Here is a 13511-nt window from a genome sequence, read left to right as displayed (position 1 = left end):
CAACCGTAGGGGACACCTTCATGACCACGACCGAACCCGATATCCATACCACTGCGGGTAAATTGGCCGATCTTCGTAAACGTCTCGCGGTTGCGGAGATTCCGTCCGGTGAGGCAGCGGTGGACAAGGTCCACGCCAAAGGCAAGCTCACCGCCCGCGAACGGATCACCGCGTTGCTCGACGAGGGCTCGTTCGTCGAACTCGACGCCCTGGCCCGGCACCGCTCCCAGAACTTCGGGCTCGGGGACAACCGGCCCTTCGGTGACGGTGTCGTCACCGGCTACGGCACCGTCGACGGCCGCGATGTGTGCGTGTTCTCCCAGGACGCGACCGTCTTCGGCGGCTCCCTGGGCGAAATCTACGGCGAGAAGATCGTCAAGGTCATGGACCTGGCCGTCAAAACCGGACGGCCCCTGGTCGGCATCAACGAAGGCGCCGGAGCCCGCATCCAGGAAGGCGTCGTCTCCCTCGGGTTGTACGGCGAGATCTTCCACCGCAACGTCCGCGCCTCCGGAGTCATCCCCCAGATCTCGCTGATCATGGGCCCCGCCGCCGGCGGGCACGTCTACTCCCCGGCACTGACCGACTTCGTGGTCATGGTCGACGGCACCTCCCAGATGTTCGTCACCGGACCCGACGTCATCAAAACCGTCACCGGCGAGAACGTCACCATGGAAGAACTCGGTGGCGCGCACACCCACATGGAAAAGTCCGGGGTCGCGCACTACGTCGCCTCCGGCGAACAAGACGCCCTCGACTACGTCCGCGACCTCCTGTCGTATCTACCGTCGAACAATCGCGCCGACGCTCCCCGCACCGCACCCTCGGACCCGATCGCCGGGTCCATCGAAGACAATCTGACCGCCGAGGACCTCGAACTCGACACCCTGATCCCCGACTCACCGAACACCCCCTACGACATGCACGAGGTCATCACCCGGATCCTCGACGACGACGAATTCCTCGAAGTCCAACAAGGCCGGGCCCGCAACATCATCGTCGGGTTCGGGCGCATCGACGGCCGATCGGTGGGAATCGTGGCCAACCAACCCACCCAGTTCGCCGGAACGTTGGACATCGATGCTTCCGAGAAAGCAGCCCGGTTCGTGCGGACCTGCGACTGCTTCAACGTCCCGATCATCACCCTGGTCGATGTTCCCGGGTTTCTGCCCGGCACCGGGCAGGAATACAACGGCATCATCCGACGCGGCGCGAAACTGCTCTACGCCTACGGCGAAGCGACCGTCGGGAAGATCACCGTCATCACCCGCAAAGCGTACGGCGGCGCGTACGACGTGATGGGTTCCAAGCACATGGGAGCCGACGTCAACCTCGCCTGGCCGACCGCGCAGATCGCCGTCATGGGAGCCTCCGGCGCCGTCGGGTTCGTCTACCGCAAACAGTTGCTCGAAGCCGCCAAGAACGGGGAGGACGTCGACGCCCTGCGCCTGAGGTTGCAGCAGGAATACGAAGACACCCTCGTCAACCCCTACATCGCCGCCGAACGCGGCTACCTCGACGCCGTCATACCCCCCAGCCACACCCGCGGCCAGATCGTCACCGCACTACGACTACTCGAACGCAAACAAGTCACCCTCCCACCCAAGAAACACGGAAACATCCCACTATGAACGAAGCGAATCATGACGCAGCGAGCGACGACGCGGATCATGCTGCAGCGTCGGTCAGTTGGTCGTTTCGCGGAAGTCCGACGGACGCCGAGATCGCTGCTGTCGTTGCGGTTTTGACTGCCGCGCAGCCGACGGTGGCCGAGGAATTGCCGGCCCCGATCGATCTGTGGGGTCGCCCGGAAGACATGCATCGCTACGGACTAGCAAGTGCCCCAGCCCTTTTCGTCAATGCCCGATATGGCCAGTAAAGGAATTTCAGTACATGACTACCTCGACTTCCCATAAGAAAATCTCGAAGGTTCTTGTCGCCAATCGTGGTGAGATCGCGGTGCGGGTGATCCGGGCGGCGGCCGATGCCGGGTTGGCCAGTGTCGCTGTGTACGCCGAACCCGACGCCGACGCACCGTTCGTGCGTCTGGCCGACGAAGCGTTCGCGCTCGGCGGGCAGACCTCCGCGGAGTCGTACCTGGTGATCGACAAGATCATCGACGCAGCCGCCAAGTCCGGGGCCGACGCCATCCACCCCGGCTACGGATTCCTCTCCGAGAACGCCGACTTCGCCCAAGCCGTCATCGACGCCGGTCTGATCTGGATCGGACCGTCCCCGCAGTCCATCCGCGACCTCGGCGACAAGGTCACCGCCCGCCACATCGCCGCCCGCGCCGAAGCCCCCTCCGTCCCCGGCACCTCCGAACCGGTCAAGGACGCCGACGAGATCCTCGCCTTCGTCGACGAACACGGCCTGCCGATCGCGATCAAAGCCGCGTTCGGTGGCGGCGGCCGCGGCATGAAAGTCGCCCGCACCCGCGAGGAAATCCCGGAGCTGTTCGACTCCGCCACCCGCGAAGCGGTCGCCGCGTTCGGCCGCGGAGAATGCTTCGTCGAGCGCTACCTCGACAAGCCCCGCCACGTCGAAGCTCAGGTCATCGCCGACCAACACGGCAACGTCATCGTCGCCGGCACCCGCGACTGCTCCCTGCAACGCCGCTTCCAGAAACTCGTCGAAGAAGCACCCGCCCCGTTCCTCACCGACGCCCAACGCAAAGAAATCCACTCCTCCGCGAAAGCCATCTGCCTCGAAGCCGGCTACTACGGTGCCGGCACCGTCGAATACCTCGTCGGCCAGGACGGACTGGTGAGCTTTTTGGAAGTGAACACCCGTCTGCAGGTCGAGCATCCCGTCACCGAGGAAACCTCCGGCATCGACCTGGTGCTGCAGCAGTTCAAGATCGCCAACGGTGAAGAACTGTCCATCACCGACGATCCCGAACCACGCGGCCATTCGTTCGAGTTCCGGATCAACGGCGAAGACGCCGGACGCGGCTTCCTACCCGCCCCCGGACCGGTCACCACCTTCCGTGCGCCGTCGGGACCCGGGGTTCGCGTCGATTCCGGTGTCGAATCCGGCTCGGTGATCGGCGGCCAGTTCGACTCGATGCTCGCCAAGCTCATCGTCACCGGCGCGACCCGCGAGGAAGCCCTCGCCCGTTCACGTCGAGCACTCGCCGAATTCGATGTCCAAGGGTTGGCGACGGTCATTCCGTTCCACGCCGCAGTGGTCTCCGATCCGGCGTTCATCGGCGACGGCGACTCCTTCGACGTCCACACCCGCTGGATCGAAACCGAATGGGACAACCAGGTTCCCCCGTTCACCGCCGGACAACCCATCGACGACGACGAGGTCCTGCCGCGGCAGTCCGTCGTCGTCGAGGTCGGCGGCCGCCGCGTCGAGGTCTCCCTGCCCGGGGAACTGTCCCTCAGCGGCGGTAACGGCGGCGGAGGGCCCGCAGGAGCGGTACGGCGCAAGCCCAAAGCCCGCACCCGCGGCGGTGCCGGAGCCGGTGCCGCATCCGGCGACGCGGTCACCGCACCCATGCAGGGCACCGTGGTCAAAGTCGCCGTCGACGAAGGCCAAACCGTCGACGCCGGTGACCTCATCGCCGTCCTCGAAGCAATGAAAATGGAAAACCCCGTCAACGCCCACAAAGCAGGCACCATCACCGGCCTGACCGTCACCGCAGGCGACGCCATCACCCAAGGCACCGTCCTCGCAGAGATCAAGTAGGGGGTGTTCGATGACTGCCCTCGCTGAATCGTTCGACGGTGGTAGCTCGCCGGTGCATTCGACCGAGCTCGAAATCGTGTCCACGGTGCTGCGCATGGCGTCGGCCGCGCGGGTTCGTCTGGCAGAGGCATTGGATGCGCAGGGGCTCAGCTGGGCGAGGTACGAGGTACTGGAACTGGTGTGCAGACGAGGGCCGATGTCCTACAGTGCGCTGTCGCGGGAGTTGGTGCGACACAGGACGAGTATCACCGCCACGACGGCAAGTCTGGTCGAGGCGGGGCTGCTGGCGCGGAGCGTCAATCCGCGAAACCGGCAGCAGTACATGGTCGAGGCCACCGACTCGGGGCACCGCGCGGTGACGCGGGCCGAGCGTGCGCTCGAGCGCGCTCGGTCGAGGATGGCTGTCGATGCCGATTCTGCTCGGACGCTCGAGGTGTTGCGCGGCATCGAGAAGCAGTGGAACGGCAGGCGCTGATCGAGGCCGCACAGGTGCGGCTGTCTCCGACCCGGGCTGAAGTCGGGGTTCGGTGCCACGGGGGAGTGACCGGAAAACGAACAGCGGGAGTCGTGTCGGCTCCGAGGTGACGCGTCGAGCGTCGTTGCGGTCGACATTCGGCGAATTCGTCTGCATACTTGACTTTGTCCAGAAAAGCGGAGGATAGTATTGCTGTGATGCCGATCTCACCGTACGCGGAGCTATTACGCACCGCCGACATGCGCGTGACCCGTCCGCGGGTCGCGGTGCTCCAGGTCGTCGGATCCAATCCTCATGCAGACACCGACACGATCCTCGGGCTCGTGCGATCGGTGCTGCCCGAGGTGTCGCGGCAAACCGTGTACGACGTGCTCAATGCGTTGACCGCGGCGCGCCTGGTACGGCGAATCGAACCGGCAGGATCTCCTGCCCGGTACGAATCTCGTGTCGGCGACAACCATCACCACGCGGTGTGCCGCTCCTGCGGTGTCATCGCCGACGTGGACTGCGCGGTCGGCGAAACGCCGTGTCTCACCGCATCGGACTCCGTCGGTTTCACGATCGACGAGGCGGAAGTCATCTACTGGGGCTTCTGCGCACAGTGTTCGGCTGCTCGAGGGCAGTCGACAGCTCCTGTTTCGTTCCCTCCCGGTTCTCGAACACAGCAGAGTTCGTGAATCGACCTCGATCACAGCCCGATCGTCACACTTCGGAAGGAAGCACGTGTCACAAGATCACACAACACGCGAAAAAGAGATGAACGAGGATCAGCCACAGGAGTCGGGTGGCAAGTGTCCGGTCATGCACGATTCGATGCCGATGCCCGTCGAGGGTGGCGGTAACCGCGAGTGGTGGCCCAAGGCTCTGAACCTCAAGATTCTCAAGAAGAACCCGGCCGTCGGCGACCCGATGGGTGCAGATTACGACTACGCCGCCGAGTTCAACTCCCTCGACCTCGCCGAGGTCAAGCGCGACATCGAAGCCCTCATGACCAACTCGCAGCCCTGGTGGCCTGCCGACTTCGGTCACTACGGCCCCTTCTTCATTCGCATGGCGTGGCACGCCGCAGGCACGTACCGCAAGCAGGACGGACGCGGTGGAGCCGGAGCGGGCATGCAGCGCTTCGCCCCCCTGAACAGCTGGCCGGACAACGCCAGCCTGGACAAGGCTCGTCGTCTGATCTGGCCGGTCAAGCAGAAGTACGGCCGCAAGCTCTCCTGGGCCGACCTGATCGTGCTCACCGGCAACGTGGCCATCGAGTCCATGGGTCTGCCGACCTACGGCTTCGCCGGCGGACGCGTCGACGCCTGGGAGCCGGACGAGGACGTCTACTGGGGCCCCGAGCAGACCTGGCTGGGCGACGAGCGCTACAACGGCGACCGCACCAGTCTCGAAAACCCCTTGGCCGCAGTGCAGATGGGTCTGATCTACGTCAACCCCGAGGGCCCGAACGGTAACCCGGATCCGGTGCAGTCCGCACTGGACATCCGCGAGACCTTCGGCCGGATGGCCATGAACGACATCGAGACCGCGGCACTCGCCGTCGGTGGGCACACGTTCGGCAAGACGCACGGTGCGGCGGATCCCGACGAGCACATCGGTGCCGAGCCCGAGGGTGCACCCATCGAGCAGATGGGTCTGGGCTGGAAGAACAGCTACCAGAGTGGCGTCGGCGCGGACGCGATCACCAGTGGTCTCGAAGTCATCTGGACCCCCACACCCACCCAGTGGGACAACAGCTTCCTCGAGACGCTGTACGGATTCGAGTGGGAGCTCCACAAGAGCCCCGCAGGTGCGCACCAGTGGCGCCCGAAGAACGGCGAGGGCGCGGATCTCGTTCCCGACCCCGCCGATCCCACCAAGCGTCGCCACCCGTCGATGCTCACGTCCGACATCGCGATGCGCGTCGACCCGATCTACGAGCAGATCACTCGTCGCTGGCTCGACCACCCCGAGGAGCTCGCCGAAGAATTCCAGAAGGCGTGGTTCAAGCTCACCCACCGCGACATGGGACCGGTATCGCGCTACCTCGGCCCCGAGGTCCCGTCCGAGACTCTGCTCTGGCAGGACCCGATCCCGGCCGTCGATCACGAACTGATCGGTGAGGCGCAGATCGCCGAGCTCAAGAAGACGATCCTCGACTCCGAACTGACTCAGCAGCAGCTCATCTCGGCTGCCTGGGCCGCGGCGTCGTCGTTCCGAGTCAGCGACAAGCGCGGCGGTGCCAACGGTGGCCGTCTGCGCCTGCAGCCGCAGGCAGGCTGGGAGGTCAACGAGCCCGACGAGCTCGCACAGGTCATTCGTGTGCTCGAGGGAGTCCAGCAGTCGTTCTCCGGAACGGTGTCGTTCGCCGACCTCGTCGTTCTCGGTGGCGTCGCAGCACTCGAGCAGGCGTCGGGTGTCAGCGTGCCGTTCACGCCGGGCCGCATGGACGCGACGCAGGAGCAGACGGACGTCGATTCGTTCTCCGATCTCGAGCCGAAGGCCGACGGTTTCCGCAACTTCCTCGGCAAGGGTCAGAAGCTTCCGGCCGAGTACTCCCTCGTCGATCGGGCGAACCTGTTGTCGCTCAGTGCACCCGAGATGACCGTGCTCGTCGGCGGACTGCGTGTGCTCGGAGCCAACTTCGGAAAGTCGTCGCACGGCGTCCTGACCGACAAGGTCGGAACGCTCACCAACGACTTCTTCGTCAACCTCCTCGACATGGGCACCGAATGGGTCCCCGCCGCGGAGGAAGGCATCTACGAAGCCAAGGATGCGGCGACCGGTGAGAAGAAGTGGACCGGAACTCGCAACGACCTGGTGTTCGGATCGAACTCCGAATTGCGCGCTCTCGCAGAGGTTTACGCCTGCGACGACGCCAAGGACAAGTTCGTCGCGGACTTCGTCGCTGCCTGGGACAAGGTCATGATGCTCGATCGCTTCGAGCTGGCTTAACTCTCTCGACCGAACTCGAAGTTATGGATGGAAACCGTGCTCGATCCATCCATAGCTTCGAGTTCGTCGTTATCGGTCCGTTATCTTTCGTTGCCGATTCGTGTCCTCGGTCCCTGATTCGCTGAAATTTGCGAGCGGCAAGCTACAAGACATGACACACGACGAGGTGGCGGCAGGAGCCGTCGACCACAACATGGACGAACCACGCAAGGGAGCATCCGGCTTCGGATCGTTCCTGGAGATGTTCCAGGATGCCTCCACCGACAAATCCGATACCGAGCGCTGAGTTCAGCGAGTCCCGATCGTGTTGGTGACCGATCCGATCCGTTGAATACTCAGCTCGACGCGATCGCCCGGGGCGATCCATCGGTCGAGTTCCAGGCCGCATCCGCGCGGAAGCGTGCCGGACGTCAACAACTCACCGGGGTAGACGTTTTCGCCGCGGCTGGCGTATGCGAGAGATTCGCCGACCGAGTACCGCATACCGGCGGTGCCGGTCGTCGACCATAGTTCCTCGTTGACGGTGACGGTGGCCGTCAACGAATCCAGATGCGGCGCGATCTCGTCGGCGGTCACGATATCGGCTCCCATGGAGCTGGCGAAAGTCTTGGTCTTGACCACCGGACCGAACGGGGTGCGACGCTGCTCCTCCCACTGGGTGTCGCGGGCACTGATGTCGTCGAACACCACGTACCCACCGATCGCAGCAGTGGCCTGCCGCTCGGATACGTCGCGGACGGGCCTGGTCACCACGGCTCCGAACTCGAGCTCGAAGTCCAGTGCCCGGCTGTAGGACGGCCATTCGACCGGAGCTTCGTCGGCTACGACGGTGAGGTGGTTGCCGGTGTAGTAGACCGGATGGTCGTCGAACCCCGGCCCCGGACGGAGCGCCGGAAACGTCGATCGAGTGACGGCTTCGAATCCGCGGATGAACGGGAGAGCTTTCGGCAGGTTGCGGCGAACCAGGTTGTGCGCGGCCAGATCCCAGTGAGCCTCCCAGCCGAGGAAGCAGCGAAGCGACGCCGGGACCACCGGAAGCGTCGGTGCCGGTCGGTCGATCACCGCGACTCCCTCGGACACGGCGCGTTGCACCACGGCAGAGGCCGCGTCGCGCACACGTTCGCCGGCATCGAGAAACCCGAGCACGGTGCGGGTGAGCGGGCGTAGAGACTCGTCGGCACCCAATGTCGACACGGCGGTATCGAGGTCGACCCACGATCCCGACTCGGGTGCGTACACGGCCAGACGATCTGTCGAATCGGCAGCGATCAGGCGTCGCAATCGCACGTCAGGAATCCGATCTTTGCGGGAGGGGGCCCTACAACGGTTGAGGAACCAGGAGTGTAAGCGGCAGCACGGCCGTGATGTCAAGACCTGCTTGCCGAGGACTAGCGTGGACACATGAGATCGCCTGTTCCCGAATACCTCGCCTCCGTGTTGGAGGACTGCAGACAGTTCGATGGAGGGACGGTGACCGAGGGCAACCCGGTAGTGGCCTCGGCGGATCCCGACACGTTCGCGGTCGCCCTCGCCACCGTCGGGGGATCGCTGCACGGAGCGGGCGACACCGACACAGAATTCTCGATCCAATCGATCGCCAAAGCGGTCGCGTACGCGCTGGCCATCGAGGACAACGGCATCGAGGCGATGCTCGAGGCCGTCGACGTCGAGCCGTCGGGAGACTCGTTCAACGAGATATCCCTCGAAGCGGAGACCGGAAGACCGCGGAACCCGTTGATCAATGCCGGTGCGCTGGCGGTGCATTCGATGATTCGAGGCGACGGAAGCGAAGAGCGGGCAGGGCGATTGACGGACCTTCTGAGCCGAATGGCCGGCCGCGGACTCTCCGTCGACCGTCAGGTGTACGAGGCAGAACTCGAATCCGACGACCGGAACACCGCGATCGCGCACCTGTTGAAGTCGGTCGGCCATCTCGGAGCCGAGCCCGCCGATGTCGTCGACGGTTATGCACGTCAGTGCGCGGTGACCGTGACCTGCAACGATCTGGCCCGGATCGCCGCGGTGTTGGCGAACGGGGGGAAGGATCCCGGCACGGGCGAACAGGTGGTCGACCCGGCGATCGATCGACACGTGTTGGCGGTCATGGCCACCTGTGGAATGTACGACGGCAGCGGCAGCTGGCTCGCGTCCGTGGGTATTCCGGCCAAGAGCGGGGTTGCCGGGGCGATCATCGGTGTGTTGCCCGGTCAGGTGGGGATTGCTGTGCTGTCTCCGAGGCTGAACGAGCACGGCAACAGCGTCCGTGGGGTGGCGGTGTTCGAGAGGCTCTCGCGCGATCTGGGTCTGCACATGATGCATGTGGCACCCAGCGGCGAATCGGCCATCCGCAGCGTGACCGAGGCGGAGGGTGTGACCACAGTGGAGCTGCAGGGTGATCTTCGGTTCGCGGGTGCCGAGGCGATCATCGCCCGGATGGTCCACGGTTTCGGCGAAAATAACAGTACGACAATCGATTTCAGTGAGGTACGGGCAATCGACGGCACGGCTCGACGGCTCCTGCATGATGCGTTTCGCGCCCTGGAGGACGACGGTCACCGGGTGGTCGCCCGTGACCCCGACGGGTTCATGGGCTCGCCCGATCGGTCAGAGTCGGCCGGCGAGAATCATGTTCCAGTAGGACAGCGGTAGGCCGTAACGGTCGAACGCCCAGGCGGAGCGCCGGGGTTTCAGCGGATCGACGAACGACGGCAACGACGGCGTCAGGGTTCCGGTGCGATCGAACTCGGCAGCGATCAGGCGGTGTGCGTCGACCGGGATGGGGGCCACGGTGTAGCCGTCGTACTCCGACAACGGCGTGCCGCTGCGCGCTGCGATCACATTGTCGACGAGAATCGAAATCTGTTTGCGCAGTGCGCCACCCGAGGAATCGGTGTCGATGGCTGCGCCGTCACCTGCGGCCCAGATCTCCGGATGGATCCGGTGGCGCAGAGTTCGTCCGTCGATGTCGACGACACCGTGCGAGGCGGACCCGGTCAGGTTCGATTCCTCCAGCCACTTCGGACCGCGGAACGGCGGTACGAGGTGCAGCATGTCGTAGCCGAGCCGCTCGTCGATGCCGTCGTGGTCCGTGACGGTGATGTGTCCGCTCTCCGGGTGCAGTGCCGTCACCGCAGTGCGGGTCAGAATGCGCACGCCGAGCTCGCGTAGTCGTGCGATCACGATGCTGTCGAGTTGTGGCACACCCAGTAGTCGGTGTCGATCCACCACCAGCGTGATGTCCATTCCCGGCATGCGGCCGGTGCGGGTCCAATGGTCTGCCGCGAGGAACAGCGGCTTGAGGGTGGTGCCGGTGCACCCGACCGGTGGCCGCGGCACGGTGAACACCGCGCTGCTGTGGGCTGGCAGATCGCGTACCAGCTGCCAGGTGCGTTCGGCTCGGTCGAGGTAATTGCTGGTGACGGCGGGGGATCGGAGCGCGGCCCACACTCCGGGCAGCGCGTCGGTGTCGACGACGAGACCCTGTCCGAGGACGAGATCCCGGTAGCCGTACTCGGTGCCCGACGCGCAGCGCACCAGACGATTCACCGGGTCGATCGCTGTCGCCGAGTCCTCCAGCCAGACGCATCCGGTCGGGATCACCGAACGCTGGGTGCGCTCGGCCTCGGTCAGAGCTGCCTGACCGGAGCCCACGTACGAGAGCAGTGGGCGATAGGTGTGCACTTTCTTGGGTTCGAGCACCGCGACGTCGGAGATGCCCTTCTTCAGCAGTCGCGCTGCCGCGCTGATGCCCGCGTTGCCGCCGCCGACGACGAGCACGTCGTAGGTCGTGTTCGGGGTGGTCACAGAGACACCTGCCGCGCTTCGGTGCGTGCCCTCGTCGTCATCGAACGGATCACCGGGTGTCTGCTGTCGGCGCGAGCACGGGTTCGGTCGTCGATCCTCGTACCTCGACTCGATCGGGTACGAGACCGATGCCGGACTGCTGCAGTGCCGGCGAAAGTACCACTGACAGTTGCTGATTCCACCGGCCGAGTCGGATGGCGGTGGCGTCGAGTACGGAGTGGACACCGGCCGCGGCTCCGGCCACAGACGACAGGTCGAGTATCAACGCGCGCCCGCGCTCGGCCGCCTCACCGAGCGTTTCGGCCAGGAGGGGGACATCCGAGTCACCGATCGTGCCGGTCACTCGGACGACGATGTCGGAACCCGCGCTCTCGTCGACCGACAGCATCATCTCGGTATCGAGGTGCCGCGAGTCGGTCAGCGACGGAATCACTTCGGCGAGCGGGGACGTAATGGACGGTACGACGATCATGAACACACTCCTGAGCAGCCGAACTCCTCGCCCGGCGCACGGGGGAATCGACAGTCGACATTCGGGGACTGCGGGCTACTCCTCAACCACGCTCCGCAGGACTACCCGGGGTGGGGTGTTCGTAAGCCTCGAAACGGCAACGGGTTTGACTGCGGGTCCGACGGGAATACGACATCGATCGCGACACCGTGGGAGGCACGCCGATGACGACAGCCGAATCCGATTCCATCCGAGCATTGACATCCGTGCACGCCGATCCCGGTGTGTACGAACCGCAGGAGGATTCGCTTCTGCTGTGTGACATCGCCGCCACGACGGGCATCGTCCCCGGCGCGCGAGTGTTGGACATGTGCACCGGCAGTGGTGCCGTGGCGATCACCGCCGCACTGTTGGGCGCGCGCGAAGTGGTGGCATTCGACATCTCGCCCCGCGCTGTCGACTGCGCCGAGCGGAACGCGCGCTCGGTAGGCGTCGAGGTGGACGTCAGATTGGGTTCCCTGGCAGAGGCCGCCGAGCTCGAACCGTTCGACGTACTGCTGTGCAATCCCCCGTACGTGCCGTCCGAGCTTCCTCCGACGGGGATGGGCCTGCACCGTGCCTGGGATGCGGGCGAGGACGGCCGGACGGTGCTCGATCCGCTGTGTCGCGCCTCGGCCGACCTGCTCGCGCCGGGTGGCGTGCTGCTCGTCGTCCATTCGGAGTTCTCCGGCCCCCACCGCACCGTGAGAATGCTCTCCGACAACGGATTCTCGGTGACGGAAGCGGGCCGGCAGACCATCGATTTCGGGCCTGTGATGCACCGGCGCGCAGAATGGCTGGAAGCTCGCGGAGCATTGGCTCCGGGGTGCCGAACAGAGGAGTTGGTGGTCGTTCGTGGCGACAAGCGATGACGCGGCAGGTGCGCGCACCACGGTGAGAATCGTCCGCGGCGGACCGATGCTGATCGACGGACCGGTGGCCATCGAACTCGACGACGGTACGCGGGTGGAATCGGATCGCTTCGTCGTCGCGGTGTGCACGTGTCGGCGCAGCAAGAACTACCCGCTGTGCGACACGAGCCACCGCGCCAAGCGGCGACCCTCTCAGTCCAGCGAGGACTGACCGGCAGACCACCGCTTCATCACGTGGTCGGCGAGCTCGTTCTCGACGAAATCCAGCGCACGCATTCCGAACACCACATCTGCCTCCAGTTCTGGCTCGTGGCGGAGGAGCGTGCCGACCACATCGTGACGTAGTACCTGCTCGTGCACGGCGTCCGCCTCGACGTGCTCGGCGTAGAACGCGATGCATGCTGCGGGGGCATCGAGCCTCTGCAGTCCCTGGACGTAGCGCTGTGAGCCCGGAGACGAGGTGATCTCTGTTGCCGCGAGGTGGCCCACGGTGGCACCGCGCAGACCACGATGCAGGCCGAAGAGCGACATGAGATTGACCCACGCCAATGTCTGCGCCGGGACGCGGTCGACGTACCCGAGGTACGTTGAATCGAGGTCGGCGGCCACCATCGATTCGGCCCACAGATGCTGGTGCAGGCGGTCGCCTTTGCCGCCGCCGTACTCGTCGAATTCCACTGCTACGTAGGAAGCCTTGGTCTGACCCGTCAAGCGGGGAATGGCCCAGGCATGCGGGTCGGCTTCCTTGAGGTGATAGACGGATCGGTGCACGAAGTATTCGCGCATCTGCTCCCATGAGCCCTCGTCGCGCAGGAACCAGGACGGGCCGGTTCCCGAGGTGGCCTCGACGGACAGTGCGTCCATCTCTGCGACCGCGTCGGTGCCGGGTTCCACGTTCTCCCGTACGTAGGCCAGGAAGGCGGATTCGAGAGCTCCTCGCAGTCGAAGGAGTTCGGGATCCCATTCCCAGGCGTCGGCGACACCCTGGAATCCGCGGTAGTGCAGTTCGTAGCAGATCAAAAGTGACAGTTGCACGTCTCGTGACGTGGGATCGACCTGGGTCGGCGTTGGCACGATCGCAGTCCCGTTCGGCTCACCCGCGGTCAGGCGCCGAGTGATGGCATCGGAGATAGGCCCACAGGGAGTGGGCAGCGCAGGGGAGCGGGTGGTGGACGGATCGACTGAGAACAACGCGGTCATAGTGGTGGCTACCCGCTGACGCTCGGTACCAACCACT

The 13511-nt window shown here is 65.1% G+C and carries 14 protein-coding genes; 10 read left to right on the top strand and 4 right to left on the bottom strand.

All coding sequences use genetic code 11. From position 1 onward, the window contains the following. Window positions 1–20: 20 nt before the first annotated feature. From R3P95_RS05280 to R3P95_RS05255, 7 genes are all read left to right on the top strand, one after another. Window positions 21–1631 (top strand): acyl-CoA carboxylase subunit beta, encoded by a 1611-nt coding sequence (locus R3P95_RS05280; RefSeq protein ID WP_317547517.1) that lies wholly within the window; start codon window positions 21–23, stop codon window positions 1629–1631. Continuing rightward, window positions 1628–1879, top strand: a complete 252-nt coding sequence (locus tag R3P95_RS26105; protein ID WP_394855388.1) for an acyl-CoA carboxylase epsilon subunit — start codon at window positions 1628–1630, stop codon at window positions 1877–1879. The genes R3P95_RS05280 and R3P95_RS26105 overlap by 4 nt, the downstream gene beginning before the upstream one ends. Before the next feature lie 14 nt (window positions 1880–1893). After that, window positions 1894–3696, top strand: a complete 1803-nt coding sequence (locus R3P95_RS05275; protein ID WP_317547515.1) for an acetyl/propionyl/methylcrotonyl-CoA carboxylase subunit alpha — start codon at window positions 1894–1896, stop codon at window positions 3694–3696. Window positions 3697–3706: 10 nt separating this feature from the next. Continuing rightward, complete coding sequence (locus tag R3P95_RS05270; RefSeq protein ID WP_068050303.1) at window positions 3707–4171, top strand: MarR family transcriptional regulator; 465 nt, start codon at window positions 3707–3709, stop codon at window positions 4169–4171. Between the two features lie 197 nt (window positions 4172–4368). Next, window positions 4369–4848, top strand: a complete 480-nt coding sequence (locus R3P95_RS05265; RefSeq protein ID WP_317547514.1) for a Fur family transcriptional regulator — start codon at window positions 4369–4371, stop codon at window positions 4846–4848. Window positions 4849–4927: 79 nt separating this feature from the next. Beyond that, complete coding sequence (katG, locus tag R3P95_RS05260; protein ID WP_317547802.1) at window positions 4928–7108, top strand: catalase/peroxidase HPI; 2181 nt, start codon at window positions 4928–4930, stop codon at window positions 7106–7108. Window positions 7109–7259: 151 nt separating this feature from the next. After that, window positions 7260–7394, top strand: a complete 135-nt coding sequence (locus R3P95_RS05255) for a hypothetical protein (protein WP_317547513.1) — start codon at window positions 7260–7262, stop codon at window positions 7392–7394. Between the two features lie 2 nt (window positions 7395–7396). Here R3P95_RS05255 and R3P95_RS05250 read toward each other — a convergent pair whose 3' ends face one another. Beyond that, window positions 7397–8395, bottom strand: coding sequence for a fumarylacetoacetate hydrolase family protein (locus tag R3P95_RS05250; RefSeq protein ID WP_317547512.1), 999 nt, complete (start codon window positions 8393–8395; stop codon window positions 7397–7399). A 114-nt stretch (window positions 8396–8509) separates the two neighbouring features. Between R3P95_RS05250 and glsA the strand changes: the two genes are divergently transcribed. Next, window positions 8510–9757 (top strand): glutaminase A, encoded by a 1248-nt coding sequence (glsA, locus tag R3P95_RS05245; RefSeq protein WP_317547510.1) that lies wholly within the window; start codon window positions 8510–8512, stop codon window positions 9755–9757. Here the strand turns inward: glsA and R3P95_RS05240 are convergent. Together R3P95_RS05240 and R3P95_RS05235 are read right to left on the bottom strand one after the other, a co-directional pair. Continuing rightward, window positions 9713–10912, bottom strand: a complete 1200-nt coding sequence (locus tag R3P95_RS05240) for an NAD(P)/FAD-dependent oxidoreductase (RefSeq protein ID WP_300521066.1) — start codon at window positions 10910–10912, stop codon at window positions 9713–9715. The two genes, glsA and R3P95_RS05240, sit on opposite strands and share 45 nt — an antisense overlap. A 49-nt stretch (window positions 10913–10961) precedes the next feature. After that, window positions 10962–11384 (bottom strand): hypothetical protein, encoded by a 423-nt coding sequence (locus R3P95_RS05235; RefSeq protein WP_317547506.1) that lies wholly within the window; start codon window positions 11382–11384, stop codon window positions 10962–10964. Between the two features lie 203 nt (window positions 11385–11587). Here R3P95_RS05235 and R3P95_RS05230 point away from each other — a divergent pair, with 203 nt between their 5' ends. Both R3P95_RS05230 and R3P95_RS05225 read left to right on the top strand, forming a co-directional pair. Continuing rightward, a complete protein-coding gene (locus tag R3P95_RS05230) occupies window positions 11588–12274 on the top strand; it encodes a HemK2/MTQ2 family protein methyltransferase (protein WP_068050316.1) in 687 nt (228 codons plus the stop codon). 46 nt (window positions 12275–12320) lie between these two features. Next, a complete protein-coding gene (locus R3P95_RS05225) occupies window positions 12321–12485 on the top strand; it encodes a CDGSH iron-sulfur domain-containing protein (RefSeq protein ID WP_317547800.1) in 165 nt (54 codons plus the stop codon). Here the strand turns inward: R3P95_RS05225 and R3P95_RS05220 are convergent. Next, window positions 12467–13474 (bottom strand): iron-containing redox enzyme family protein, encoded by a 1008-nt coding sequence (locus R3P95_RS05220; protein ID WP_317547505.1) that lies wholly within the window; start codon window positions 13472–13474, stop codon window positions 12467–12469. The two genes, R3P95_RS05225 and R3P95_RS05220, sit on opposite strands and share 19 nt — an antisense overlap. Window positions 13475–13511 lie beyond the last annotated feature (37 nt).

This window comes from Rhodococcus cercidiphylli, assembly GCF_033042225.1.
Classification (GTDB): domain Bacteria; phylum Actinomycetota; class Actinomycetes; order Mycobacteriales; family Mycobacteriaceae; genus Rhodococcoides.
Note: the sequence above shows the minus strand (reverse complement) of the source record. Positions and strands in the feature narration are given on the sequence as shown.